Annotated in this window: 23 protein-coding genes and 2 pseudogenes; 5 read left to right on the top strand and 20 right to left on the bottom strand. The window is 41.1% G+C overall.

All coding sequences use genetic code 11. From position 1 onward, the window contains the following. Nucleotides 1-11: 11 nt before the first annotated feature. The 15 genes and pseudogenes from G586_RS0106305 to G586_RS0106235 form a co-directional block, all read right to left on the bottom strand. On the bottom strand, nucleotides 12-917 hold the full coding sequence (locus tag G586_RS0106305; RefSeq protein WP_026527070.1) for an ABC transporter permease: 906 nt from the start codon (nucleotides 915-917) through the stop codon (nucleotides 12-14). Next, nucleotides 914-1714: an ABC transporter ATP-binding protein gene (locus tag G586_RS0106300; protein ID WP_026527069.1), complete on the bottom strand. Its 801-nt coding sequence runs from the start codon at nucleotides 1712-1714 to the stop codon at nucleotides 914-916. The genes G586_RS0106305 and G586_RS0106300 overlap by 4 nt, the downstream gene beginning before the upstream one ends. Further along, the gene (locus G586_RS0106295; RefSeq protein WP_026527068.1) at nucleotides 1701-2984 is read right to left on the bottom strand and encodes an ABC transporter substrate-binding protein; all 1284 of its coding nucleotides are present in this window, start codon (nucleotides 2982-2984) and stop codon (nucleotides 1701-1703) included. Before G586_RS0106295 ends, G586_RS0106300 begins: the two co-directional genes overlap by 14 nt. 332 nt (nucleotides 2985-3316) lie before the next feature. Beyond that, the gene (gene carB, locus G586_RS0106290) at nucleotides 3317-6565 is read right to left on the bottom strand and encodes a carbamoyl-phosphate synthase large subunit (protein ID WP_026527067.1); all 3249 of its coding nucleotides are present in this window, start codon (nucleotides 6563-6565) and stop codon (nucleotides 3317-3319) included. A gap of 155 nt (nucleotides 6566-6720) precedes the next feature. After that, the gene (locus G586_RS21955) at nucleotides 6721-7407 is read right to left on the bottom strand and encodes a PLP-dependent transferase (RefSeq protein WP_081674235.1); all 687 of its coding nucleotides are present in this window, start codon (nucleotides 7405-7407) and stop codon (nucleotides 6721-6723) included. A gap of 33 nt (nucleotides 7408-7440) precedes the next feature. Next, a pseudogene (locus G586_RS0106280) lies at nucleotides 7441-7602 on the bottom strand (cysteine synthase A); the annotation flags it as partial. 143 nt (nucleotides 7603-7745) lie between these two features. Continuing rightward, nucleotides 7746-8936 (bottom strand): trans-sulfuration enzyme family protein, encoded by a 1191-nt coding sequence (locus tag G586_RS0106275; RefSeq protein ID WP_035772658.1) that lies wholly within the window; start codon nucleotides 8934-8936, stop codon nucleotides 7746-7748. Between the two features lie 34 nt (nucleotides 8937-8970). Next, nucleotides 8971-10176 (bottom strand): MalY/PatB family protein, encoded by a 1206-nt coding sequence (locus tag G586_RS0106270; RefSeq protein ID WP_026527064.1) that lies wholly within the window; start codon nucleotides 10174-10176, stop codon nucleotides 8971-8973. Next, nucleotides 10169-11041 carry a radical SAM protein gene (locus tag G586_RS0106265; RefSeq protein ID WP_026527063.1) on the bottom strand — a complete coding sequence of 291 codons (873 nt, stop codon included), beginning with the start codon at nucleotides 11039-11041 and terminating at the stop codon, nucleotides 10169-10171. The genes G586_RS0106270 and G586_RS0106265 overlap by 8 nt, the downstream gene beginning before the upstream one ends. A gap of 20 nt (nucleotides 11042-11061) precedes the next feature. Next, the gene (locus G586_RS25545; protein WP_081674234.1) at nucleotides 11062-11217 is read right to left on the bottom strand and encodes a YezD family protein; all 156 of its coding nucleotides are present in this window, start codon (nucleotides 11215-11217) and stop codon (nucleotides 11062-11064) included. After that, a complete protein-coding gene (locus G586_RS0106255; RefSeq protein ID WP_026527062.1) occupies nucleotides 11218-11958 on the bottom strand; it encodes an amino acid ABC transporter ATP-binding protein in 741 nt (246 codons plus the stop codon). Next, a complete protein-coding gene (locus G586_RS0106250; RefSeq protein WP_026527061.1) occupies nucleotides 11955-12635 on the bottom strand; it encodes an amino acid ABC transporter permease in 681 nt (226 codons plus the stop codon). Before G586_RS0106250 ends, G586_RS0106255 begins: the two co-directional genes overlap by 4 nt. After that, nucleotides 12616-13275, bottom strand: coding sequence for an amino acid ABC transporter permease (locus G586_RS0106245; protein ID WP_026527060.1), 660 nt, complete (start codon nucleotides 13273-13275; stop codon nucleotides 12616-12618). Before G586_RS0106245 ends, G586_RS0106250 begins: the two co-directional genes overlap by 20 nt. A 2-nt stretch (nucleotides 13276-13277) precedes the next feature. Next, a complete protein-coding gene (locus G586_RS0106240) occupies nucleotides 13278-14219 on the bottom strand; it encodes a transporter substrate-binding domain-containing protein (RefSeq protein WP_026527059.1) in 942 nt (313 codons plus the stop codon). 292 nt (nucleotides 14220-14511) lie between these two features. Further along, a complete protein-coding gene (locus G586_RS0106235; protein WP_026527058.1) occupies nucleotides 14512-15795 on the bottom strand; it encodes an O-acetylhomoserine aminocarboxypropyltransferase/cysteine synthase family protein in 1284 nt (427 codons plus the stop codon). A 223-nt stretch (nucleotides 15796-16018) separates the two neighbouring features. Between G586_RS0106235 and G586_RS0106230 the strand changes: the two genes are divergently transcribed. Continuing rightward, entirely contained in the window at nucleotides 16019-16414 is a 396-nt protein-coding gene (locus G586_RS0106230; protein ID WP_026527057.1) for an RrF2 family transcriptional regulator, read from the top strand. A 98-nt stretch (nucleotides 16415-16512) separates the two neighbouring features. Here the strand turns inward: G586_RS0106230 and G586_RS27480 are convergent. The 5 genes and pseudogenes from G586_RS27480 to G586_RS0106200 form a co-directional block, all read right to left on the bottom strand. Next, nucleotides 16513-18407 (bottom strand): annotated as a pseudogene (locus tag G586_RS27480) (extracellular solute-binding protein). Then, on the bottom strand, nucleotides 18404-19216 hold the full coding sequence (locus tag G586_RS0106215; protein ID WP_026527055.1) for an ABC transporter permease: 813 nt from the start codon (nucleotides 19214-19216) through the stop codon (nucleotides 18404-18406). Before G586_RS0106215 ends, G586_RS27480 begins: the two are co-directional and overlap by 4 nt. Then, the gene (gene potA / locus G586_RS0106210) at nucleotides 19209-20282 is read right to left on the bottom strand and encodes a spermidine/putrescine ABC transporter ATP-binding protein (RefSeq protein WP_026527054.1); all 1074 of its coding nucleotides are present in this window, start codon (nucleotides 20280-20282) and stop codon (nucleotides 19209-19211) included. Before potA ends, G586_RS0106215 begins: the two co-directional genes overlap by 8 nt. Before the next feature lie 24 nt (nucleotides 20283-20306). Beyond that, nucleotides 20307-21956 carry a PP2C family protein-serine/threonine phosphatase gene (locus G586_RS24705; protein ID WP_207640718.1) on the bottom strand — a complete coding sequence of 550 codons (1650 nt, stop codon included), beginning with the start codon at nucleotides 21954-21956 and terminating at the stop codon, nucleotides 20307-20309. Nucleotides 21957-22090: 134 nt separating this feature from the next. Continuing rightward, the gene (locus tag G586_RS0106200) at nucleotides 22091-22750 is read right to left on the bottom strand and encodes a hypothetical protein (protein WP_026527053.1); all 660 of its coding nucleotides are present in this window, start codon (nucleotides 22748-22750) and stop codon (nucleotides 22091-22093) included. A 258-nt stretch (nucleotides 22751-23008) separates the two neighbouring features. Here G586_RS0106200 and G586_RS0106195 point away from each other — a divergent pair, with 258 nt between their 5' ends. The 4 genes from G586_RS0106195 (at nucleotide 23009) to G586_RS0106180 (ending at nucleotide 26089) form a co-directional block, all read left to right on the top strand. Beyond that, nucleotides 23009-23866 (top strand): Rpn family recombination-promoting nuclease/putative transposase, encoded by an 858-nt coding sequence (locus tag G586_RS0106195; RefSeq protein WP_026527052.1) that lies wholly within the window; start codon nucleotides 23009-23011, stop codon nucleotides 23864-23866. Nucleotides 23867-24120: 254 nt separating this feature from the next. Next, entirely contained in the window at nucleotides 24121-24951 is an 831-nt protein-coding gene (locus G586_RS0106190; protein ID WP_026527051.1) for a bifunctional hydroxymethylpyrimidine kinase/phosphomethylpyrimidine kinase, read from the top strand. A gap of 21 nt (nucleotides 24952-24972) precedes the next feature. Next, the gene (locus G586_RS0106185; RefSeq protein ID WP_026527050.1) at nucleotides 24973-25494 is read left to right on the top strand and encodes a TIGR04002 family protein; all 522 of its coding nucleotides are present in this window, start codon (nucleotides 24973-24975) and stop codon (nucleotides 25492-25494) included. Then, complete coding sequence (locus G586_RS0106180; RefSeq protein WP_026527049.1) at nucleotides 25487-26089, top strand: TatD family nuclease-associated radical SAM protein; 603 nt, start codon at nucleotides 25487-25489, stop codon at nucleotides 26087-26089. The genes G586_RS0106185 and G586_RS0106180 overlap by 8 nt, the downstream gene beginning before the upstream one ends. The last annotated feature ends 3 nt before the right edge of the window (nucleotides 26090-26092 follow it).

The raw sequence follows: 26092 nt of genomic DNA, 5'->3' as shown, positions 1-26092 counted from the left end.
ATTTTCAATATTTATGCTGTAGTCCACTTCATTGTGTGACCTTCAAAAAGCTTTATAAGCTCATTTATTGCAGTTACAACAACCGCTATCAGGATGATTCCTGCAAAAACTCTCTCATAATCCGCAAAGCTTGACCATTTTCTTACGTAGTAACCAAGTCCTACTGTCGATCCTATGGTCTCAGCCATTGTAAGTATCATGAATGCGGCTGAAATTCTTATTCTTAGGCTTGTGATTATCGGTATTGCACAGTCAGGAAGAAGCACTTTGAAAATCATGTCAAAGTTATTAAGGTTAAGGCTTCTTGCACTGTCCACAAGCTTTTTGTCAACTGCAGCCACATTTCCGATCATGCTCATAAGAGTCGGGAAAAAGATCCCAAGGAAAATCGTAATTATTGAAGCTGACTGGAAGCTTGGCGCCACCGCTACAACATAGGGTGCATAAACCAGCGCAGGTATTGCTGCGATAACATTTATTATTGGTGTAAGTGACTGCCTTGCTCTTTTGTAGTATCCGATAAGTAGTCCAAGGAATACTCCAAGCACCATTCCTGTACCCACACCTGCCAGGATAAGTCCCATGGAATGTACGAACCCCAGCGCCATTCTGTCGTAGTCGGTTGTAAAAATATAGAAGACATTCTCCGGTGGCGGGAATACCGTATAGTGAAGGTTCTTAAACACCTTTGCCTCTAAATCCCATAAAATAGCTATTCCAAAAATGAATGAATACATATCATTTGGATTTTTCCCTTTGTTGTCCTTAAAGAGAGCTGCTAAATGAGCTATCTCAAAAAGCGTAAGGACCACAATATAGGCTAAAGGTGATTTTAGTTCGTAATCAGGCTTTAGAAATGACAGCGCAACCGCTGCAACATATAAAAGATTTGGCAGATTAATGATCTTTTTAATCATATGTATGCACCTTCCTCTGCTATTTCATTACTTACTTTTTCGTAGAACAGACTGATAAGTTCTGAGCGAAGCTTAATGTAAGGAGTACTCTTTGTAAGCTCATCCCGCTGCCTGTCCTCGCCAAATCCTGTCTGGATGTCTTTTCTGATCCTTCTTGGCTGCATGAATATGATTCTGTCAGCAAGATAGAGCGCCTCATCCACGTCATGTGTAATGAACACAACTGTCCTTCTCCTCTCACCATGACTACACAGGTCTCTCAAAAGATCCTGAAGCTCTGCCCTTGTCTTGGTATCAACCGCTCCGAAGGGCTCATCCATAAGGAGAATATCCGGGTCCATAGCAAGACTTCTTGCTATGGCAACCCTTTGCTGTTGTCCTCCTGAAAGCTGTCTTGGATACTTATTTTCGTAGCCCTCAAGACCAACCTTCTTTAAATATTCAAGAGCGATATGTTCAAGCTCTTTCTTAGGTGCCTTTGGATATTTCTGTTTTAGTCCAAAGATCACATTTCTCTTAGCTGTCAGCCAGGCAAAAAGCGAATAATGCTGGAACACTATGCATCTGTCCTTACCGGGGCCATCCACTTCCTTGTCATCAATAAGGATGTGACCCTCCAGCGGAAACTGCAATCCTTCAAGTAATGTTACAAGTGTACTTTTTCCGCAGCCTGACTGTCCGATGATACACACAAATTCTCCATCTGAAATTTTAAGATTTACATTATCAAGAGCCAGATATCTTTTCTCTTCATACTCATATTCAAATGAAACATTCTGTATATCAATTGCAGCCATCGCATTTCACCTCTACTACGTCTGTATTTTCTTCGCATTTATCGCATTTTTCTACGCACGCTGTATCCTGTTCCGCGCAGTTGTCGCATTTTGCAGTTACATCGCCGTATTCACTGTTGTTCGTTTTGAAAAGCTCAAACACATCCTTATATGCTGTAACATCAGGATTTTCTTCAATAAGCTCGTTTACAGCTTCTTCAAATAATGAAATATTGAAATGATCCTTGAGCTCTACTCCTTCAGCAGGAGTGATAAGTCCGGCATCGATCTGTGACTGATAAAGCTTACTTACATTGTTGAAAAGTGGATCCGGACTTACGGGGTTTTTGTACTGTGCAAAAGCACCGGTCTTGATTGGATTAGGTGTTGCTATATATCTTTCAACATATGAGTTATCCTGTTCAATGAATTTAGCAACTGCCTCTACAACCTTTGATGTATCATCTCTATAATCAACAAGAGCTCTTGTCTGTGCTCTAAGGAGCTTTTTGAATGCTCTTTGATGTTCATTAAAATATGTCTGGTTTGCAGTCTGTCTGCAGCATACGAAATTGCCAAGTACTTCCGCTAACTGGAAGGCCTCAACAAGTCCTGCCTTCTCACCGACTATCAGGAACTCCTCTGTAAGGAAGCCTGCATCTATCGTGCCTTTCTTTAGCGCCTCAAGAACCTGATCAGTAGCAGGAATTTCTACCCAATCAACATCTTCACGTTCAATTCCGTTTTCCTTAAGAAGTGCAAGCAACTGAGAATAAGTTGTGCTTGTAGGACTGTAGGCTATCTTCTTACCTACCCAGTTGTTATAATCCCTAAAATCTACATCCTCATTTCCCTTGCCCTTAACCATTGAAGATCCTTCAGTTGCTGTTCCTGCGTAGATGACAAGATCATTGCCCTGAGCGATCTGGGAAAGTGAAGGAACAACTGCATAGGGCCAAACCTCAAGCTTTCCGGCTGAAAGTGCTGCCAGGGCCTGAGTTGAATCATCAAGCGGAACAAATTCAACATCAAGCCCTTCCTCTTTGTAATAACCAAGCTCCTGTGCCGCAACTACAAGTGCTGGTCTTACTGCTCCTGATGTAACAAGTCCGATCCTGAGCTTGTCCACTGTATCATCAGTGCTTGCTGCCTTTGGAGCACTTTCATCAGTGATATTCTCCGCTGATGTGCCAGCCTGTCCCCCACAGGCAGCCGCGCCACTTAGTAGTGTTACTATGCCGAGTACTGATATTACCTTCTTTAATGTTTGTGTTACTTTCTTTTTTTTCATGTTCTCCTCCTGATCTTTGGTATAAAAAAAGAGATACAAGCTCAATCTGCGATTGAATGCTTATACCTCCGGTTGTCCAGTCAGTACTGCTTTATTTGTTCTCTTGTTTTATACTTGCTTTGTTATTGTCAATTATACATAGATTATTACTTTTTCAAATTATAGAATAGCTATCATTCGCTATAACTATGAGTTATCACTAGTTTCTTGTTTGTTTTCTATAACAAAGAAAAACAGACCCTCAAAAGTCAGATTGTTCATCCGCCTTTTGGAGGTCTGTCCTTTAATGTCTGTTTTCAATTTGTCATCATGTTAAGTCACATGCACGCCTATTACTTTGACTCAGCGTATTCCTGAAGTGACTTGATGCTGCCTGCGCCTGCCTTTTTCACTTCTCTTATACCCTGAGCTGCTGCCTTAGCTGCCGCAACCGTTGTTATATAAGGGATGCGGGCCTTTATTGCTGCACGGCGAAGATATGCATCATCATACTTCGCACCCTTCTCAATAGGTGTATTTATCACAAGCTGAATATCACCATTCTTTATGAGATCCTCGACATTTGGTCTTCCGCCCTCATAGTTCTTAAGAATCTTTGTGGCAGGGATACATGCCTCTACTATAGTTTCATAGGTCTTTCCTGTAGCATAAACCTTGAAGCCCTCTTTAACAAAGGCCTCAGCGATTTCAGATGCATCAGGCTTATCCTCTGTATTTAATGATATAAGCACTGCACCCTCAAGAGGAAGCGCAGCATTTGCTGCTTCTTCTGCCTTGAAGAAGGCTTCACCCGGAGTCTTTGCAAGTCCAAGAACTTCACCTGTTGAGCGCATTTCAGGTCCGAGAACAGGATCTACTTCAGGGAACATATTGAAGGGGAATACCGCTTCCTTAACACCATAGTATTCAGGCTCTGTATTCTTCTTATTATCAATAAGCTCCTGAACAGGTGATGGTCTTCCTGTAAGGGATGCTGTGATAATATCTGTAGCAACAGGCACCATCTTGATACCGCAAACCTTTGATACAAGCGGCACTGTACGGGATGCACGTGGATTAGCCTCAAGCACGTAAACTGTGTCATCCTCGATCGCATACTGCATATTCATAAGTCCAACAACGTTCATCTCAACAGCGATTTTTCTTGTATATTCCTCAATGGTCTTAAGGTGCTTCTCTGAGATATGCTTTGAGGGAACTATACATGCTGAGTCACCTGAGTGAATACCTGCAAGCTCAATGTGCTCCATAACAGCAGGAACAAAAGCCCTCTCGCCATCACTTATGGCATCAGCCTCACACTCCAGCGCATTGTGAAGGAATCTGTCGATAAGGATCGGACGGTCAGGGGTTACACCGACTGCTGCCTTCATATAACCTTCCATGCTCTCTTCGTCTCTTACAATCTCCATTCCTCTTCCGCCAAGCACGAAGGAAGGGCGAACCATTACAGGATAACCGATTCTTGCAGCTATCTCTTTTGCACCTTCTACATCAGATGCCATTCCTGACTCAGCCATGGGAATCTGAAGCTTCTCCATCATCATTCGGAACTGGTCTCTGTCCTCTGCGAGATCGATAACTTCAGGAGTTGTTCCAAGGATGTTTACACCCTCTTCCTTAAGCTTTGCAGCGAGGTTAAGAGGTGTCTGTCCACCGAACTGAGCGATAACGCCTACAGGCTTTTCTTTTCTGTAAATCTGAAGTACATCCTCAAGTGTAAGAGGCTCAAAGAAAAGTGTATCCGATGTGTCATAGTCTGTAGAAACAGTCTCAGGATTGCAGTTTACAATTATAGTTTCAAAGCCGAGCTTCTTAAGGGCAAGAGCCGCATGTACGCAGCAGTAATCAAACTCGATACCCTGTCCTATACGGTTGGGACCGCCACCAAGAATCATGATCTTCTTAGCACCCTCTGCTGATTCTGGCATGGGATTTTCAAGCTCAGCGTCTGTCTTATATGTTGAGTAATAATAAGCAGCGCCTTCCGTTCCATATACATGAACGCCGTCCCATTTTTCCGTAAGGCCAAGCTCATCTCTCTTATTTCTGATGTCATCCTCAGATACACCAAGAAGACCTGAAAGATATCTGTCCGCAAAACCATCTTCTTTTGCCTTTATGAGAGCTTCCTTTGAAGGAACACTTCCCTTGAAGTTTTCAATAAGAGATGTTTCCTCTTCGACAAGCTCTTTTATCTCATTAAGGAAGTAGTGCTTAACCTTTGTGATATCAAATATCTCATCAACCGTCACACCCTTCTTGAGTGCTTCATATATAAGGAAGTATCTCTCGGAGGAAGCATCCTTTAAAAGATGAAGAAGCTCTTCCTTATCCATCTCCTCATATTTCTTCACATTACCAAGACCATATCTTCCTTTTTCCAGGGATCTTATAGCCTTCTGGAAAGCTTCCTTGAAGTTCTTACCGATGGACATAACTTCACCGACAGCTCTCATCTGTGTGCCAAGCTTATCCTCAACGCCGTGGAATTTTTCAAAGGCCCAGCGGGCAAACTTAACAACGACGTAATCACCGTTGGGAACATATTTATCCAGTGTTCCAAACTTAGAATCAGGAAGCTCAGACAGAGTAAGTCCTGTTGCAAGCTTAGCTGACACAAGCGCAATCGGGAATCCTGTTGCCTTACTTGCAAGGGCTGAGGATCTTGATGTGCGGGGGTTGATCTCGATAACTACAATTCTTCCTGTCTTAGGGTCATGAGCGAACTGTACATTGGTTCCGCCTATAACACCGATGTGCTCAACGATCTTGTATGCCTGACGCTGAAGCTCCTTCTGTAGCTCCTCATCTATTGTGAGCATAGGCGCTGTACAGAAGGAATCTCCTGTGTGCACACCAACAGGATCTACATTTTCAATAAAGCAAACTGTGATCATGTTGTTGTCTTTATCTCTTACAACCTCGAGCTCTAATTCCTCCCATCCAAGGATAGATTCCTCTACAAGAACCTGATGGATGATTGATGCTGCAAGACCTCTTGCACAGACTGTCTGAAGCTCTTCTTTATTATAGACAAGGCCGCCACCTGCACCGCCCATGGTATAGGCAGGACGAAGAACAACAGGGTATCCAAGCTCATCAGCTTCTGCCAGCGCTTCCTCTACGCTGTAGCAGGCCTTTGATCTTGCCATTTCTATACCGAGCTTATCCATTGTATTCTTAAACTCAGTTCTATCTTCACCTCTCTCAATGGCGTCAACCTGAACACCTATGACCTTGACATTATATTTATCAAGAACACCTGCCTTATATAATTCAGCACACAAATTAAGACCAGACTGTCCTCCCAAATTGGGCAAAAGAGCATCCGGTCTTTCTTTTTCAATTACAGCCGCAACGCGGTCAACATTTAAAGGCTCAATATAAGTCTTGTCAGCCATCTCCGGATCAGTCATGATAGTAGCCGGATTGGAATTAACAAGTACTATTTCATATCCAAGGCTTCTGAGTGCCTTGCACGCCTGAGTTCCTGAATAGTCAAATTCACACGCCTGTCCGATAACGATAGGACCAGAACCGATGATAAGAACTTTGTGAATATCTTTTCTCTGTGCCATACTCTCCTCCAAAAATAATCTCCTCAAATTTCATTACCCAACATGATACCACAATATCACTTTAATGTGCTAAAGAATTTTCACTTATTTTTTGTTTTATAAAAAGGCTATATATAATGAAAAGCAGGAGTCATTACGACTCCTGCCATATAAAATCAGTCACCAACCTTTTTGATGTAAAGTTCATATGTACCATCGCCATTATCATCAAGTCTGAGAACTTCGTGTCCTTCTTCTTTGATGCTTCGCGGTACGTTCTGAACAGGTTCTCCATCATTTAAATGAACCTGGAGAATCTGTCCTTCATCTAATTCTTCAAGGGCTATGCCGGCTTCATGTGCTACCTCCGAAACAGCAGGTACATCAAGAACCTTAAGAGAAGGGTTCGATATCAGTTCAGCAAAAATAACTCTTGTTTTGTCCGTTATCTTTTCCCTGACTTTTTCCGGAGTCATATCATCAACAAACACTGCGTGAATACCAATCTTTTCAAGGTCATGAAAAAGAGAGATTGTTCCACCATAAAGTCCGCTTCCGGCAATTATCTCATCACCGCAGGAACAGACTGCAAGAAGTGCTGTCGTGATAGCCGACATACCGCTGCTACAGCTCACGGCGCCGACTCCGCCCTCAAGCTCATCTATCCTCTGCTCAAAGGCTGACAGGGTAGGATTTCCTATCCTTGAATAGGCATAGCCCATGCTTTTATGCAAAAAGACCTTCTCAAGTTCCTCCATGCTCTCGTATTTGAAAGCAGTGACCTGGGAAACAGGCGGGAGGATTTCTCTTCCGGGGTTATCTGCTATGGATTTTCCATGTAATAGTTTTGTGTTGAATTCCATTTATTAAGCTCACCTCATGAAAAATCTTTTCCCTTATTTTGTAAAAAGAGCTGTTGAATAGTATCTGTCTCCACTGTCAGGAAGGAGAGCCACAATGACCTTTCCTTCATTTTCAGGCTTCTTTGCATATTCAATTGCCGCAAACAGTGCTGCGCCTGAAGAAATACCTACAGATATGCCCTCTTTCTTTAACAAGTCAAAGTGTAAAAGCATTGAAATGATAATACTATCTATTTGCCTACTGTGTCAATATGTTATTAATAACCAATTACTTATATCCTCCTAAAAGAAAAAACATCCAAGATGCCCCGTTGTCATCCGGGTTCTCTTGGATGTTCTTATGCAGTCTCTTTTTCTGCAATTGCAAAAACTCTGTTAAATTCACAAATTAGATCAGCTATGCCTTCAATTCCTACTGAAAGTCTTAAGGTGCAATCGGTGATTCCATTCTTTTTCAGGACATCTGCAGGAACATCTGCGTGCGTCTGGGTGACAGGATATGTGATAAGTGTTTCGGTACCACCAAGACTCTCGGCAAAATATATGAGCTCCACATTATTGAGGATGGCCCTTGCAAACTCCGCGCTGTCTACCTCAAAGGTAATCATTGCTCCAAAGCCTCTGGCCTGCTTTTTCATGATTTCATAGCCGGGATGCTCAGGAAGTCCGGGATAAATAACCTTCTTAACATGCTTATTTGTCTTAAGATAATTTGCAAGCTTTAATGCATTCTCTCCTGACCTCTCAAGTCTTACTGCAAGAGTTCGTATACCGCGAAGTATAAGCCAGCTGTCAAAAGGACTAAGACCTGCACCTATTGTGTTCTGAATAAATCTTATCCTGTTATCCAGATCCTCATCCTTTACAATTACAAAACCGCCGATAGTATCATGATGGCCTCCCAAAAACTTGGTTCCGGAATGAATCACAATATCTGCTCCTAATAATAACGGATTCTGAAAATAGGGTGACATAAAAGTATTGTCAACAATAAGAAGAAGTTCTTTCTCTTTTGCCACCCGTGATATTTTTTCAATGTCAGTAACATTCATCATCGGATTTGTAGGTGTCTCAAGATATATGGCCTTTGTATTTTCCTTTATGAAAGGCTCTGGATCTTCAGAACTCAGATTCACCGCTGTGTATTCAAATCCGTTTTTTATGCATATCTCATTAAAAAGCCTTATGCTGCCACCATACAGATCAGAATCTATTATTATGTGATCTCCGGGCTTAAAAAGCTCCATCACTGTCGCGATGGCTGCCATTCCGCTTGCAAAAGCGATTGCATCTCTTCCGCTTTCAAGATATCCGACAATTGATTCAAGCTGCTTTCTTGTTGGATTTTGTGTCCTTGTATAAGCAAATCCCGAAGTCTCTCCAAAACCAGGGTGCTTGAATGTCGCTGTCTGATAAATCGGAAAACTTATCGCTCCCCACTGATCCATAAGTGATCTGTCCAGCTGCTGACATTTTGTATCCAAGCTGCAATTTATCTCAGTGCATCTGTTACATCCACTACAGTCCATATCACATACTACCCGGTCAGATTTTATCGTCCGATCAGATTTTTCCTTTCCTTTTCTCTATTGCATCCTTTAGCTGTAAAAGTGCTTTTTCCAAAGTTTTTCTTGTGCAGGCGATATTGATTCTTTCAAAGAGATCTGTCTGCCTGCTAAATACTATTCCGGGGTCAAGCCACAGCTTTGCCTCTTCAACTATAAGTTTTGCCAGCTCTCTTCTGTCTGTTGTCACTTCTGAAAAGTCCAGCCAGATCAGATATGTCCCTTCAGGCTCAATGAGTTTTATTTCAGGCAGATTTTTCTTTAAGAAATCTCTCGCAAAATCAAGATTATCCTGAATATAATCATTCAGCTCATCCATCCAGTCAGCGCCTTTTTCATATACTGAGATCGTAGCAGTAAGTCCCATTATATTTGCCTGGCTATAGCCTCCTGCCGAGTTTTCTCTTTTGAATCTGTATCTTATTTTTTCATTAGGGATTATGATGTTCGCTATCTGAAGTCCCGCAATATTGAAGCTTTTGCTGGGAGATGTGCCGAGTACAAGATTTTTTATATACTTATCTCCCAGCTCCATGTATGAGGTATGTTTATAGCCTTTATATATAAAATCACTGTGTATCTCATCTGCGAAAACTATCACACCATATCTGTTACATATGTCTCCGATTTTTGTAAGTTCTTCTTTAGTCCAGACTCTTCCCACCGGATTATGTGGGCTGCAGAGAAGAAACAGCTTAACGTTATTAGACTTTATCTTCTCTTCAAAATCCTCAAAATCGATTTCATAGTATCCATTCTTATAGACAAGCTGGTTATTTATGAACTTTCTCCCATTCAGCTCTACAGTTTCCCTAAAGGGATAATAGACAGGTTCCTGTGCAATAATGCTATCTCCCGGCTCTGTAAAGGCTCTTACTGCAACTGCTATTGCATAGACAACACCCGGAGTAATGACATTCCACTCTTCCTCTATCTCAAAGCCATGACGATTTTTAAACCAGTTTTTCAAAGCATTTTTATAGTCCTGCTTCGGGTCTGTATATCCGAAAACTCCATGCCTTACTCTCTTTTCAAGATCCTCAAGAATCTCATCCGGAAGTTTGAAATCCATGTCAGCAACCCATAGGGGAAGAAGGTCATCTCTTCCCTTACGTTCAACACCGAAATCGTACTTAAGACTGGATGTACCTCTTCTGTCTATCTCCTCATCAAAATTGTATTTTTTAAGGACATCATTAGCCATGTGAAAAAGTCTCCCTGACATTTAGTCTTTTCTGAAATACCTGCATGCTGTATTCCGAAACTCCCGGAACACCCACCGCATCTGCCCGGCAATGAGCACAATGTCTGAATACCTTTATATACTTTTCTGCTTCCTCCCTGACCTTCTCGATAAGCTCGGCCGTCGGCCTCTCCACATCTGAAAGCTTATGCTGCGGGATCAGAGGAATAATATTGTAGATAAGAGCTCCAAGCTCCTTTACTGTCTTTGCAACTTCGCTTATATGCTCATCATTTATTCCGGGAACCAGGACTGTATTAATCTTTACTGTGACACCGGCATCGGCAACCTTTTTTATTCCCTTTAACTGATTTTCAATCAGTATCTTTGCACCCTCTACACCCTCATACTTTTTTCCGTGATATATGATGTAATCATTTATCTTCGCCTCAATCTCAGGATCAACTGCATTCACGGTAACAGTCAGCGTATCAACTCCAATTTCCAAAAGTTCATCTGCTCTCTCATAAAGCAGAAGTCCGTTTGTACTCATGCACTTTAAGAGCTCCGGATGCTTTTCAGATATTTTTTTGAAAGCTTCAAAGGCATAGTCAGTTGCCAGTGTATCACCGGGTCCCGCAATTCCGGCAACCTTTATATTTGGTGCTATTTCAAGTGCTCTGTCTATGAACATATTTGCTTCATCAGGTGTGATTATTTTGGAAGTGACTCCCGGTCTCTGCTCAACATCATTAACTGTTCTGTCGCAGAATTTGCATGAAATATTACATCCCGGGCTCACGGGAAGATGAATTCTGCCCGCATTAAATCTACATCCACCAAAGCATGGATGATTTTTTTCAAGTTCTTCAATTGTTCTGGCCATATCTCCTACTCCTTAAAAGCTCAGTCGAATCTCTGCTTAGTGCTGGTCTCGACCTGAACTATTCTCCCATCATGGATCGTGATGATCACGTTCCCATACTTCAGCTCCTCAACCTTTTTCCGTATCTCTTCCCATACCTTTTCATTTCTTTCTCTGGCCATCTTTACTCTCCCCATTTATTCATACGCAAAAGTCTTTAAAAATCTCTTTGCTCTGTCAGTGGACGGTTCCTCAAAAAACTTTTTCACATCGCTTGATTCTTCGACGATTTCACCCTGATCAAAGAAAACAATTCTGTCTGCCACGGCCCTGGCAAATGCCATCTCATGGGTGACGATGATCATAGTTGATCCGCTTTTAGCAAGATCAAGCATTGTCTGCAAAACTTCATGTACCATCTCCGGGTCAAGAGCTGCAGTAACTTCATCAAATAAGAGTACATCAGGGTGCATTAAAAGTGCTCTTACAATAGCAACTCTCTGCTTTTGTCCGCCTGAGAGCTGCCTTGGATAAAAGTCCTTTTTATCTGCAAGACCTACTCTGTCGAGCAATTCAAGTGCCTCTCTTTTAACATCATCCTTAATTCTTTTTTGTACTTTAACCGGTGCAAGAATTGTATTTTCTATAACCGTCTTATGCGGAAAAAGATCATAGGATTGGAAAACCATACCTATCTTTTGTCTGATATTACTGATGTCCTTTTTATCCGGCTCCACCGGAAGTCCGTCAACAGTTATAACGCCGCCCTGAATCTCCTCAAGGCCGTTTAGGCACCTCAAAAAGGTACTCTTACCGCATCCTGAAGGTCCGATGATAACTACAACTTCCCCTTTTTTCACGGAAAGATTAATGTCCTTTAGGACTACATTTCCACCGAATTCTTTATGTAAATGTTTTACTTTAACGAGCTCACTCAATTTAATGCCCACCTTTTTTCAAGTTTTACTGCAAATCTGCTGATCGGCCAGCAGACAATGAAATATAAGAAGAACACAACTGCGAAAACTCCGAAGGCAGCATTAGGTGATGCCTTCCTGTTAGCCTCTATTATCTGCTGTGCCACCTTTAAGACTTCAACTATACCTATCATCATTACAAGTGAAGTTGTCTTTATCATTCTGGTGACAAGATTTATTGATAGAGGAATGAGTCTTCTTATCGTCTGAGGAAAGATTATAAAAAAATGCACCTGGAACTTATTAAGTCCTAGTGCATATGCCGAGTCATATTGTATTCTCGGTATGCTTTTTATAGATCCCCTGACAAGGTCCCCCATCTCTGCGGTTCCCCAAAACACAAAAACTATTATTGCGGAAAGCTCTGCAGAAATATTGATTCCAAAAACTCTTGTTGTTCCAAAATATACTATGAACAGCAATACCATCTGTGGCATTATTCTGACAATCTCAAGATATACCCTTAAAAGAAAACGCATGACCGAATTCTTTGATGTCATAAGTACACCGATTATCAGGCCGAGTACTATACTTAATGCCACAGAGATAAGGCTGATTTCTACCGATACCCAAAGACCTTTTAAAAGTCTAAGCATGTTTGTGCCCTTAAAGAGCACATCAATTCCCAAACTCTGCATAGCGTACCCTCCTCTCTATTATTGATCCCAGGATTGATACGGGAAGCAGCATTATAAGATAATAAATAACCAGTAAAAAGAGACATTCTATTGTCTTTGCATACATTCCTATGAGGTCCTTAGCTGTAAACATCAGATCCATAAGGCTTATTGTCGAAAAAACAGAAGTCTCCTTTAGCAGGAAAATTACATTTGCCATTATTCCCGGCATGCTTACTGAAAATGCCTGTGGGAGGATTATGCTCCAAAAGACCTGACCATGTGTCATCCCAAGAGAAAGAGCACTCTCACTCTGAATTTTATCGATTGATTCAAGACCGCTTCTCATGGTCTCTATCATGTATGCTCCGCCTATAAGGCCGAGCCCCAATATACCACAAAGCTCCGCTGATACCCTAAGTCCAAGCTTTGGAAGTGCAAAGTATATGAAAAACAGCTGAACCAGGAGCGGAGTGTTCCTAAACAACTCAATATATATTTTCAAAACTCTGGAGACTACAGGTATCTTAAAATAGATGGCAGCCGCCCCTGACAGCCCTATGGCAAAGGCTGTCAGGATGCCAAGCACGCCTATTTTAACAGTCAGAAGTAGTGCTTCGTTATATAGCGGTATATAGGATTTAAGCACATTTACATCCATTTTTACTGAACCTTACCACCCTCTACAACAAGGGTATCTTCATAGTCCTTTCCATAAGTATCAAGGAGTGTTGCCTCGTAATCTTCATGGAAGAAGTTGTCATTTCCAATAGTCTCAATCTCATCGTTGAGCCATGTAAGAAGTGATTCATTGCCCTTTGTTACTGCAGGTGCAATTGTGTCTGCATCTCCAAGTGAAGGAATTCCTACTGTGAAGCCCTCGTTCTCAAGTGAGAAGGCAATAACCTCTGTATTATCATTAGCCCATGCAACAGCGTTGCCGTTTTCAAAAGCTGTCTTTGCTTCTGCGTATGCATCATACTTCTGAAGCTTAATATCAGGATAGTTCTTCTCAAGATATGTCTCAGCTGTTGTTCCGGAGATGACAATGATCTGATCATCTGCGCCTACAGCATCAAGACTCTCTACTACAGCATCGGAAGGTGATACAACTCCAAGCGCAACATTCATGTAGGGAAGTGCAAAATCAACCTCCTGTGCTCTCTCTTCAGTAACAGTAAAGTTAGCAAGAATAATGTCTACCTTACCTGTCTGGAGGTATTCAATTCTGTTAGCAGCTTCTGTTGATACATAGTTTATGTCTACGCCAAGATCCTCACCGATCTTCTCTGCAAAATAAACATCATATCCTGCATACTCGCCGTTCTCATCAACGTATCCAAAGGGACTCTTGTCTGAGAATACACCGATGTTGATGGTTCCACTCTCCTTGATCTCATCAAGTGTCCTATAAACTGTATCGCTCTTTTCCTCAGAAGCTTCTGCTGCATCAGTAGTTGCTGGTGTTTCGTCCTCTACTGTTGTAGCATCCGAAGCTGCGCCGGATGATTCTGCCTTTGCAGTACCGCAACCTGCAAGAGATGCAAATGCAAGTGTTGTTGTGGTTAACAGTGCTCCGATTTTTGTTAAATAATTCTTTTTCATAATTCTCTCTCCTCTTAAATCCCCTCATCCGCCCTTCGGGCACCTTCCCCCCAGGGGGAAGGCAAAATAATAATCATCGCCCTAATGGAAGGCTGGTTCTCCCTTAATGGAAGGATGGTTCTACCCTAATGGAAGGATGGTTCTACCCTAATGAAAGGCTACTCATGCCCTGATGAAAGGCTACTCATGCCCTGATGAAAGGCTACTCATGCCCTGATGAAAGGCTTATAAACATAGCCTTCCCCCTTAGGGGGAAGGTGGCACGAAGTGCCGGATGAGGGGTTAATAACAATTACTTTGCTGCTGCAAATCCTTTTTCAAGGTCAGCAATAATATCATCTATATGCTCAGTACCGATTGAAAGTCTGATTGTGCTCTGTGTGATTCCCTGATCTGCAAGCTCCTCATCATTAAGCTGTGAGTGAGTTGTTGTAGCGGGATGAATAACAAGGCTCTTTACATCTGCAACATTTGCAAGAAGTGAAAAGATCTCAAGATTGTCGATGAGCTTCCAAGCTGCCTCTTTTCCGCCCTTGATCTCAAATGTAAAGATTGAAGCTCCGCCGTTCGGGAAGTACTTCTCATAAAGTGCATGATCAGGATGATCTGAAAGTGAAGGATGGTTAACCTTCTCTACCTGAGGGTGAGCTGCAAGGAACTCAACTACCTTCTTTGTATTCTCTGCATGTCTGTCGAGACGAAGCGAAAGTGTCTCAACACCCTGAAGAAGAAGAAATGCATTGAAGGGTGAAATTGTTGCTCCTGTATCTCTAAGAAGTATTGCTCTGATATATGTAACAAAAGCTGCAGGTCCTACAACGTCATAGAAGGATACTCCATGATAGCTGGGGTTCGGAGCTGCTATCTGAGGATAGTTGCCGCTCTCCTTCCAGTTGAACTTACCGGATTCTACGATGATTCCACCAAGAGTTGTTCCATGTCCACCGATGAACTTTGTTGCTGAATGAACAACGATGTCAGCGCCATGCTCAATTGGTCTTATAAGGTAAGGTGTTCCGAAGGTGTTATCAATTACAAGCGGAAGTCCGTGCTTATGAGCGATCTCTGCAATAGCATCGATATCCGGAATATCACTGTTGGGATTTCCAAGAGTCTCAAGATATATAGCTCTTGTGTTTTCCTTTATTGCTCCCTCAACCTCTTCAAGATTATGTGCATCAACAAATGTTGTTGTAATTCCATACTGGGGAAGTGTGTGTGCTAAAAGATTGTAGCTTCCACCGTAGATGGTCTTCTGAGCAACGATGTGTCCACCATTTGCTGCAAGTGCCTGTATTGTATAAGTGATAGCTGCTGCTCCTGATGCAACTGCTAAAGCTGCGCTTCCGCCTTCAAGGGCTGCTATTCTCTTTTCGAAAACATCCTGTGTTGAATTTGTAAGTCTGCCATAGATGTTTCCTGCATCTGCAAGTCCGAATCTGTCTGCAGCATGCTGTGAATTTCTAAATACATAAGATGTGGTCTGATAAATCGGAACCGCTCTCGCATCTGTTGCCGGATCCGGCTGCTCCTGACCAACGTGTAACTGAAGTGTCTCAAATCTGTAATTACTCATACCATATACCTCCAAATCTGACTGTTTTTTGCTTTGCTTTTCTCTAAGCTTGGATTGATGATACAATCCTTTTACCTATCACGTCAATAGGTTTTACGATAAGCTTTTGTTGTACCTTGCGATAACCAAACCATAATTCTTGAAGTGAATTATGTGCTATACTATTTTTAGATTTCTGTGCACTAATAATCAGTCATAAAAATAATAAAAAAGGAGAATTATAATGTTTTCTACAAAGGGACGTTACGCACTTAGAGTAATGATAGACCTTGCACAACAGGATAGTTCAGAATATATACCTCTTAAGGATATTGCAGAGAGACAGGATATCTCAAAGAAGTATCTTGAGATCATCGCAAAGGAAATGGTAAAAGGAGGACTCATCGTCGGTGCCAGCGGAAAGCATGGCGGATATAAGCTTCTCAGAGAACCTTCAGAATACTCCGTAGGTGAAGTTATAGATCTTATGGAAGGAACCTTTGCACCGGTTGTTTGTCTTGAAGAAAATGCAGAGGAATGCCCCCGCATAGATAAATGTAAGACCGTATCTATGTGGAAGGAATTCTATGAAATAGAAAAAGACTTTTTCTATAATAAAAAAATAAGTGACCTGCTTTAATGCAAAAAGGTCAGCCATACGTTTCAAAAAATCAAGGCTATAAATCGCAAGTATCTGCGTTTATAGCCTTTTAAAATTAATCTGATATTTTGTTATGTCTAGTAAGACTTCACTTCTCTCCACAGATCGCTCAGATGTCTGTCAACTTTCTCTCCAAGACTTACCTGAACCTCCAGATTATATTTAGACAGATCAGGAAAAGCAATCGGTGAATTTCTGATATCCTCATCCTCAATGTAATCTCTGGCCGGAATATTGGGCGTTGAGTAGGTTATATAGTCAAAATTAAGATATGCTATATCAGGGCGGCAAAGATAATTTATGAACTTCTCGGCATTTTCCTTATGCGGTGCGCCCTTAGGAATCACCCAGGAATCCATCCATAGAGCCGTACCCTCTTTTGGAATCACGTACTCCAGATCCGGATTTTCACGCTGTGTAAAAATGGCTTCTCCGGAATAAATAACTCCAAGAGCTGCCTCGTTACCTATCATCTTATCACGGACCTGATCTATAACATAAGCCTGCACCAAAGGTTTTTGCTGCTGCAAAAGCTCTTTCGATGCCTGAAGCTCATCTTCGTCGATGGTGTTCATGGAATATCCAAGATATTTTTCTGCCACCATGAAAGCATCTCTTATCGAATCCTGCATCAAAATCTCGTCTTTATACTTTGGATCCCAGAGTATACTCCAGGAATCAACTTTTTCTTTGACCATGGTCTTGTTGTAAAGAATACCTACGGTTCCCCAGACATAGGGCACGGCATATTGATTTTCCGGATCGTAATCCCTGGCCATCTCCCAGTATTCGTCCCCTATATTCCCATAGTTCGGAACATTGTCAAAATTGATTTCCTGCAAAAGATCGTTATCGATCATTTTCTTGATCATATAGTCGGAAGGGCAGACCACATCATAATTCACAGCACCCGCTTTTATTTTCGGATACATTATCTCATTGGTCTCATATTCATCATATACTACTTCTATCCCGGTTTCTTCGGTAAACATTGTGAGAATCTCAGGATCTATATATTCGCCCCAGTTGTACACATAAACAACATTATCATCATTGTTCTTTGAAGCTTCATTACCTGCACAGCCGGACAAAGCTGATGTGATTAAAAAGAGACTCAAAAATAATAACTGCTTTTTCATAGAGCCCCTCCCCTTCCTGAACTTACTACTACCTGCTTCCTTGTCCTTACCTTAATCTGTCCTTCAGGCCTCCTGGTTCCGGGTCTGTAATTTACCATGAAAAGCAGAATCAGGATAGTCAGGAACATGATAGTCGAAAGCGCATATATTTCGGGATTGACTCCTTTTTTCACTTCAGAATAAATCTTGGTTGAAAGTGTATCAAATCCCGGTCCCTGGGTGAAATGAGTAATGATAAAATCATCAAGAGACATGGTAAAGCTCATAAGGAATCCTGAAAGGATGGCACCCATAAGATCCGGAACTATTACCTTGAAAAATGCATATACAGGCGTTGCTCCGAGATCCAGAGCGGCCTCATAAGTGCTGATTTTTAGTTCTCTGTACCTTGGCATAACCGACAGGATTACATAAGGAATATTGAAGGTTATGTGTGATAAAAGTACTGTTGTGAAGCCCATTGTGGCTCTTGCTGCTATAAACAGAAGCATAAGGCTTACACCTGTAACAATATCAGCATTTAGCATTGGGATATTGGTTACTCCCATTATTATGCTTCTGCTTCTTTTTTTCATAAACAGCATACCTGTACATGCCGCTGTTCCAAGTATCGTGGCAATAAATGCAGAGAGAAAGGCCAGTATAATCGTAGTCCTGAAGGCACTTATTACTTCTTCATTTTGAAAAAGCCCTATATACCAGTTAAGAGTAAAGCCTCCAAAATGAGAACGAGATTTACTGGAATTAAATGATAATATCATCAGGGTCGCTATAGGGGCATACATGAATATCAAAACCAAAGTCAGATAAAAATTTCCAAGTCTTTTCTTCATTTGATATCCTCCCTGTCATAATTCGAAGTGATTATCATGCTGATTACAATAAATACCATCAGCACCACAGAGAGTCCCGCTCCGGCATTCCAATCAGAATCCTGAGTAAATAGCTGCTCTATTACATTACCGATAAGAAGTATTTTTCCTCCTCCCAATACGTCCGAGATGACGAAGGTAGTAAGACTGGGGACGAATACCATTGTAATTCCGGAAATAACACCTGGAAGGCTTAATGGCCAGATAACTCTGAAAAATATCTCCTTATAGCCTGCGCCAAGATCCCTGGCCGCATTGATAAGATCCTTATCAATTCTTGAAACAGAATTATAAACAGGAAGAATCATAAAGGGCAAAAAATCATAAACCATTCCCAAAAGAATAGCCGGTGGTTTGTTGATGATATAAATAGGCGGTAGACTTAGCGCTGACAAAATCCCGTTTATTACTCCTTTTCTTTCAAGGATATTCTGCCATGCATATGTGCGAAGCAGAGAATTCATCCACATGGGAAGGATAAATAAAAGGGACAAAATTGATGAGTTGCTGCTTACTGTCGATGAGAGTATCAGCGCCAGCGGGTATGCAATAAGAAGGCATATCAGCGTCGACACTAATGAAAATGCCATAGAAAGTAACAGTGCCTTAATATTCACATAGGAAATAATGTCAGCCACATTGTCAAAAGAGAATGCTCCCGACGCATCTGTAAAAGCATAGTAAATCACAAGACATAAAGGAATTATTATAAAACCTGCACTCCACAGGATGTAGGGCGAGGCAAGAAGTTTTACACGCTTATCACTCATTTATTTCCACCGCTTTCTCATCATCATACTCAGCTTTGTGCATGATCTGAATATCAAAGGGATCTACATGTATTCCAACTCTTGAGTCCACAGCAAAGCAATCCGTTGAATGTACAACAAATTCAAAGCCTCTTGCCATTACACACATTTCATAGTGAACGCCTTTAAAGATAACATCGGTAACAATTCCCTCGATGGTCCCATTTTCAGGCTCAATAAGATCAATATCCTCAGGTCTTATTACCACATCTACAGGATTGTTTTCACCAAACCCTGTATCAACGCAGTCAAATTTGGCTCCAAGTATCTCCACAAGCTTATCCCTTATCATGATTCCGGAAAGGATATTGGAGTCACCTATAAAGTCAGCCACAAAGGTGTTCTGAGGCTCGTTATAGATATCTGTAGGTGTTCCTATCTGCTGTATATAACCCTGATTCATGACAACGATGGTATCAGACATGGTAAGTGCCTCTTCCTGATCGTGTGTTACATAAATGAAGGTAATTCCCAGCTCGTTCTTTAGTCTTATAAGCTCATACTGCATGTCCTGACGAAGCTTAAGATCCAAAGCTCCCAAAGGCTCATCCAGCAAAAGGATTTTGGGCTCGTTTACGATAGCTCTTGCTATTGCTATTCTCTGCTGCTGTCCTCCCGAGAGAGAATCCGGCATTCTCTCTTCAAAGCCATCCATATTTACAAGCTTTAGTGCATATTTAATCTTATCCTTTATATATGACTGGGATTTCTTCTTTATTTTCAGACCGAACGCGATATTTTCGGCAATAGTCATGTGCGGGAAAAGGGCATATTTCTGGAAAACAGTATTAACCTCCCTCTTATTTGCAGGAAGTGATGTGATGTCCTTTCCCTGGAACATAACAGATCCCGAGTCAGGTGTCTCGAAACCTCCAATTATCCTGAGAGTCGTGGTTTTACCACAACCGGAAGGTCCAAGGAGCGTTAAGAATTCATTTTCTCTGATGTAAAGATTAAGATCGTCGAGTATAGTTGAACTACCGTAAGATTTTGTGATGTGCTGAAGATCGATGAGCTTATCCTGCATTTTTGTCCACTCCTCAAATGAATTTTACTTATACCAAATGTTTAGCATTGTTGTATCGTCAAACTGATCCGCACCATTTGCAAATTCAGCCAGTGAGCTGTACATATGCTCAACCGTAGCCTTGGTTTCCATTTCTTTGCATTCGTTAAGAGCTTCGATCATTCGATCGGTGCCATAGAACTCCTCAGCCTTATTCTGATTTTCCGGAACACCATCCGTATACAGGAAAAGTCTTCCACCTTTAGGAATATCAAACTCATAATCCTTGAATTTAAGTCCGCTAAGTCCTCCGCAGACAAATCCATGGGGATCATGCAGCAGTTCATAATTTCCATTTTCATCCGATACTGCCGGATACTCATGTCCTGCATTAGCTGCAATAACATGTCCCGTGGAAACAGTAAGTATTCCAAGCCAGACAGTAACAAACATATCTACAGAATTATTAGCTGAAAGCCTGTCATTTACATAGCGGAGAATCTCTGACGGAGTTCCACCCTGCTCAGCTCTGGTCTGGATTGCTATCTTGGAAACCATCATATAGAGAGCCGCAGGGATTCCTTTTCCGGAAACATCCGCCATAACGATACATAAGTGATCATCATCAATCATAAAGAAGTCATAGAAATCTCCACCAACTTCCTTTGCAGGTTTGCAATCTCCATAGATTTCAAACTGATGATACTTTTCAAAATCAGCAAAGTTCCTGGGAATAGTTGCTTCCTGAATCTTAGTTGCAATATCAAGCTCCGTTCCGATTCTCGCCTTCTCCGCCGCAAGTCTGTCTATATCCTTGAGATAACTGTTCATCTCAAACTCCATGCTTCGAAGTGATTCAGAGAGCTTGATAAGTTCCTTCACATTGCCATTATAAGTATCCTGAAAGATATCGGTACCTGTATGAGAATCGAATCGCTCTTCATACATGCCTGCATAATCCTCAGCCTTGCCTGCCATCGCATCTATTGGCATTACGGCATTTTTATTAACAGCAAGAAAAACTCCCACGCACACAATTGCCGTGATGATCATGGCTACTATAGATGTTTGAAACAAAAATGTTCTGACGTTCTTGACTGCAGTGCTGATAGGAATGTCTGCCGTGAGATAGGAATATATCCCCTTTGCATCGTCAGTATAAACTGCAACCCCGTCAGTTCTTACCCTTCCATATTTCTGGGAAATGGTTACATTGCCCATATAATCCATTCCGGGATGTCCGACATACGCACTGAAATCGTCAAATAGAAGTTCGCCGCATCTCTGTACATTGGAGTCACTGGCATCCATCACATACACCCAGTAGCCCTTTTCAGGATAAATCAGCGATACGCAGTATGCAGTGGAAATTGTAGCTCTTCTTGTATTATTCAGTTTCTGCCATAACTGCTTATACTCAGTACTGTTCTGAATCTCCGAGAACTTTTCAAAATAAGCAGCCTCATCGTCCTCTCTCATGGATACAGGATCTTCAATAGTACTTACTACATCTGCGGTTTTTATTATCAGATCGTTAAGTACCTCTCTATCCACCTCCACAAGTGCAGACCTTGTCAGAGAAGTCTCCATCCCCTCATAAATTTTAATTGCCTGATTTTGGAAAAAAAGTGCTGATACCAATATGCATACCAATACCAACAGTATCGATGATGTGACTGAAGTATATACTGCCATTCTGGCCATTGATATATTTTTTTTCGTTTGTTTTTTATTTTTCATAAGTTTATTTTACAATGATTTCCATTAATCTGCGTAAAAAAATAACGGAACCATTCCAAAATTGGAAAAGATTCCGTTACCATTAGTTGTTATTCACCTTCATACAAACCAAGATAGGAAACTATCTTGAATTCCGGATTATTAATATTTATATCTCTGAACCAGATATCTCCATCACCTATGCTTGCTCCCATATAATTTGCCCATAAATCAGAAACAGTCCATGATTCGATTTTTGCTAAAAGTGCATCATCAAACCCAACTTCATTTGCATAAGCTACAAATTCTTCCTTGTTGTTGCAAAGATTATCAAATTCCTCAGAGCCAATCGGATACTCGATCATATCACCGATAGTGTCCCAATCCTTAGCAATAGTCGCATCAACTATTTTCTGTGCATATGCCTCAACTTCTTCTTTGCTGGCATCAGTGAAAACAGAATAGTCTACAACTATTTCTTCATCAGTGTCACCGGATTCATCATCAGCTTCTATTGCATTATCTTCATTTACTGTTGTTTCTTCTACTGCGCTATCATCTGTAGAAGTCTCTTCCACAGCCTGGTTTTCTTCCTCTGAAGCGGCAACCTGTTCTTCAGTAGTTACTTCAGCCTGAGCTTCAGTAGCTGCCTCGCTCTGCGCTTCTGTAGAGCTTGCTGAATCTGCCGAACCACTTGCGGGATTACCACATGCAAAGAGCATACTGCTCATTGAAACAACTGCACATAATGCCAAAATTCTTTTTTTCATAAATACTCCTTAAAACAAAAACATGAAATGCATTGTACCGCAAATACGCAAATGTCACAACCCCTGCTACAAAATTGAAGCACCTTAAGAAAACCTTAATAAACTCTTAAAACTATCTTACATTGAAACTAACAATTGTCTATGGTATTCTTAACCCGCGTTGTTCAAACGTGCCAGATGAATTTCATTCATCTGATTTTCACTATTATCTTTTGCAAAAGAAATACAATAAATATTTTTAGGAGTTTTAACTATTTTATGTCTAACGAAAAAATCACATATAAGGATGCAACAGGTACTATTGAGTATACTTTAAAAAGCGATCTGATGTTTCACTATGTTATGCAGAAATCAAAAACTGCTCTGCTTGGTCTTGTCTGTGCCCTGAAAGGGATAGATCCTTCGAGTGTCAGAGATATTATTGTCATGAACCCAATCGAACTAAACAATTCCGCCAAGGAAACTGTCATGGATCTTAAGCTCATTCTCAACAACAACGAAATTTTAAACATTGAGCTCCAGGTATACACAGATAAATACTGGATTAAGCGTTCGTTGCTATACCTATGTAGGGCTTATGATTCTATTGGCATGGGAGATGATTACTCAAAACTAAAACCTACGACCCACATCTGTATAACGGATCAAAATCTTTTCCCTGATGACCAGGAGTTCTATAGAGAATATCTGCTTCTGAATACAAGAAATCATCACCTATACACTAAAAATTTCGGGATAAAAGTGCTACAATTGAATCACATAAGAAACGCAACCCAAAAAGACATCGACAATAATCTTGTCTATTGGGCGAAGCTTTTTGAAGCGGATACCTGGGAAAAATTTCAATATCTTGCTCAGAACAATCCGGCTATAGAGGAGGTGGGTAATTTGATTCTTGAACTAAACACCGATAATCAGGCAAAAGAAATACTTGAAGGTCAGCGCAGATACCGAGAAATGCTTGCTTCTCAGTATACTGCCGGCTATACAGATGCTGAAGAAAAAATGGCTTCTACAATTGCAGAAAAAGATAATGCTATTGCAGAAAAGGATGCTGCTCTAGCTGAAAAAGATGCTTTACTAAAAAAGTATATTGATAAATTTGGCAACTTATAGGATCTTGCTACAATAATCCTATATGATATATCGTAGGCTACGCTACGATAACTTCAATATCAAATCTCGTGATGATATGACTAACACATTAAGGAAAACCGGTATTATGGGTAAATCTCATAGTACCGGTTTTTCTTTGTATAGACATATTAAATTCTGGTATTAATAAAATTATTAAATCTGATTATTTTTATAGAACCAATTGTAGGTTTATATTCTTTGTCATAGCAAAGCAGTAAAGGAGTAAAGTAAACGTGAAAATTGCAGCAATAAACGATCTTTCCGGATTTGGAAAGTGTTCATTAGTCGCTGATATGACTGTTTTATCAGCAATGGGAATTCAATGTTGTCCAATACCCACAGCCGTGCTAAGTGCTCAAACGGGATATCCTTCCTTTTATAGCAAGGATCTTACAGGAATCATACCGGAATACACCAGGGAATGGAAAAAGCAGGGAGAATGCTTCGATGGAATAATTACCGGATTCATGATGAGCAAAGAACAGGCTATAAACTCCTTAGAGTTTATACGGCAATTTAAAACAGAAAAGACTACGGTTCTTGTAGATCCGGTGATGGGGGATGATGGCAGAACTTATAAAAACTTCTCAGTAGATCTGCTTCATACCATACGCGAAATGACTAAGGATGCGGATATCATCACACCAAATCTGACAGAACTGATACTACTTGCAGGCGATAGCCCTGAAAGTGTACTGAGGCTAAGAGGTGATGAATTAACACGCGATATTTTTCGTCTATCCATGCTGGTCGGTGGTGATCAAGGAAAAACCATTGCAGTTACCGGCATTCCCATGAAAGAGGCCGGTGAAGTCGGAAACTTCATTTTGGAAAAAGGTGAAAGCAGGATCATTTCTTCCGGAAGCAACGGCTTACATTATTCAGGGACCGGAGATCTTTTCGCTGCTGTATTTTTGGGGGCATATATTTCGGGGAAAAATGCCTTTGATGCAGCTGATACGGCAAGTCGTTTTATTTATGCTTCTGTTAAAGACACACCTGCGGATACTTCACCGAATTCCGGTGTTGAATATGAAAAGAACCTAAAACTGCTTATGCAATAAAAGAAAGTGAGGAAAAAAGGTATGAAAAAAAGAGACAGTAAAATTTACAACTTGGCACTAACAGGAATATTAGCAGCACTTATAACCATATTCACAGCATATATCGGACATATTCCTGTGGGGGTAAATGGCGGATATGTTCACTTCGGTGATGGGATTATATATCTTGCAGCTGCAATTTTACCCATGCCCTACGCAATGGCTGCAGGTGCAATAGGTGGTGGTATTGCGGATCTTCTGACCGCACCTGCATGGACACTGGCTACCGTCATTATCAAGGCACTTCTGGTAATTCCCTTTACAAACAAAGGAGCAGGTATACTAAACAAAAGAAATTTGATTGCCCCTGTAATAGCATATTTTATTTCACATACAGGCTATTTCATTGCTGAAGCTATATTGTTTGGTGTAAAAGCAGCATTTCTTTCCGGTTTGGCAGGCGGTCTGGTACAATCAGGTGGCAGTATGATCTTTTTCCTGCTTCTGGGTCAAACTCTCGACAGAATAGGCTTCAAGTCAAAAGTGGAGGTGGCAAATGGCTGATATAATCTATACTTACAAGGACTCTGTATATGCCAATATAACTAACAAATGCAACTGCCGGTGTACATTCTGTATCAGATTTGTAAAGGATGGAGTCGGCGATGCTAAAACTTTGTGGCATCAGATTAATCCGTCCAGAGAAGAAGTCCTTACCGCAATTAAAAACTTTGATTTTACAGGCTATAAGGAGCTTGTCTTTTGCGGGTATGGTGAACCCACCTGCCAGCTTGATATTCTTCTTGATGCTGCTGCATATGCAAAGAAAGAAAAAGGCCTTAAAACAAGGCTCAATACTAACGGACAGGGTTCAGCCGAAAACGGACGTGACATTGTTCCCGAATTATCCAAGGTCATTGACAGTGTTTCTGTCAGCCTTAATGCCCCTTCGAAAAAGGAGTATGAGGATGTGACAAAACCACAGCTAAAAAACGGTTTTGAGAATATGCTTGAGTTCACCAAAAGATGCCGTGAAGTCATCGGAGATGTCAAATGGTCAATTGTAGACGTTCTTCCGGAGGAAGAAAAAGACAGGTGCCTCTCCTTGTCTAAAGAACATAGCATTCCGCTTAGAATAAGAAAATATAGCAGTAACTAAAAC

Source organism: Butyrivibrio sp. VCD2006, from assembly GCF_000423925.1.
Lineage (GTDB): Bacteria > Bacillota > Clostridia > Lachnospirales > Lachnospiraceae > Butyrivibrio.
The sequence above is the reverse complement of the archived record's forward strand: the minus strand, read 5'-3'. Positions and strand labels throughout refer to the sequence as shown.

What these genes read in the sequence shown, in the direction of transcription:
- G586_RS0106250 (WP_026527061.1), bottom strand. Translation starts at nt 12,635, where the DNA reads ATGCAGAGTTTGGGAATTGATGTGCTCTTTAAGGGCACAAACATGCTT.
- G586_RS0106265 (WP_026527063.1), bottom strand. Translation starts at nt 11,041, where the DNA reads ATGGCCAGAACAATTGAAGAACTTGAAAAAAATCATCCATGCTTTGGT.
- G586_RS0106300 (WP_026527069.1), bottom strand. Translation starts at nt 1,714, where the DNA reads ATGGCTGCAATTGATATACAGAATGTTTCATTTGAATATGAGTATGAA.
- G586_RS0106215 (WP_026527055.1), bottom strand. Translation starts at nt 19,216, where the DNA reads ATGAGTGATAAGCGTGTAAAACTTCTTGCCTCGCCCTACATCCTGTGG.
- G586_RS0106230 (WP_026527057.1), top strand. Translation starts at nt 16,019, where the DNA reads ATGTTTTCTACAAAGGGACGTTACGCACTTAGAGTAATGATAGACCTT.
- G586_RS0106305 (WP_026527070.1), bottom strand. Translation starts at nt 917, where the DNA reads ATGATTAAAAAGATCATTAATCTGCCAAATCTTTTATATGTTGCAGCG.
- G586_RS21955 (WP_081674235.1), bottom strand. Translation starts at nt 7,407, where the DNA reads ATGGAATTCAACACAAAACTATTACATGGAAAATCCATAGCAGATAAC.
- potA (WP_026527054.1), bottom strand. Translation starts at nt 20,282, where the DNA reads ATGCAGGATAAGCTCATCGATCTTCAGCACATCACAAAATCTTACGGT.
- G586_RS0106185 (WP_026527050.1), top strand. Translation starts at nt 24,973, where the DNA reads ATGAAAAAAAGAGACAGTAAAATTTACAACTTGGCACTAACAGGAATA.
- G586_RS0106195 (WP_026527052.1), top strand. Translation starts at nt 23,009, where the DNA reads ATGTCTAACGAAAAAATCACATATAAGGATGCAACAGGTACTATTGAG.
- G586_RS0106200 (WP_026527053.1), bottom strand. Translation starts at nt 22,750, where the DNA reads ATGAAAAAAAGAATTTTGGCATTATGTGCAGTTGTTTCAATGAGCAGT.
- G586_RS0106240 (WP_026527059.1), bottom strand. Translation starts at nt 14,219, where the DNA reads ATGAAAAAGAATTATTTAACAAAAATCGGAGCACTGTTAACCACAACA.
- G586_RS0106180 (WP_026527049.1), top strand. Translation starts at nt 25,487, where the DNA reads ATGGCTGATATAATCTATACTTACAAGGACTCTGTATATGCCAATATA.
- G586_RS0106270 (WP_026527064.1), bottom strand. Translation starts at nt 10,176, where the DNA reads ATGGCTAATGATGTCCTTAAAAAATACAATTTTGATGAGGAGATAGAC.
- G586_RS0106275 (WP_035772658.1), bottom strand. Translation starts at nt 8,936, where the DNA reads ATGGACTGTAGTGGATGTAACAGATGCACTGAGATAAATTGCAGCTTG.
- G586_RS0106295 (WP_026527068.1), bottom strand. Translation starts at nt 2,984, where the DNA reads ATGAAAAAAAAGAAAGTAACACAAACATTAAAGAAGGTAATATCAGTA.
- carB (WP_026527067.1), bottom strand. Translation starts at nt 6,565, where the DNA reads ATGGCACAGAGAAAAGATATTCACAAAGTTCTTATCATCGGTTCTGGT.
- G586_RS24705 (WP_207640718.1), bottom strand. Translation starts at nt 21,956, where the DNA reads ATGGCAGTATATACTTCAGTCACATCATCGATACTGTTGGTATTGGTA.
- G586_RS25545 (WP_081674234.1), bottom strand. Translation starts at nt 11,217, where the DNA reads ATGGGGAGAGTAAAGATGGCCAGAGAAAGAAATGAAAAGGTATGGGAA.
- G586_RS0106235 (WP_026527058.1), bottom strand. Translation starts at nt 15,795, where the DNA reads ATGAGTAATTACAGATTTGAGACACTTCAGTTACACGTTGGTCAGGAG.
- G586_RS0106245 (WP_026527060.1), bottom strand. Translation starts at nt 13,275, where the DNA reads ATGGATGTAAATGTGCTTAAATCCTATATACCGCTATATAACGAAGCA.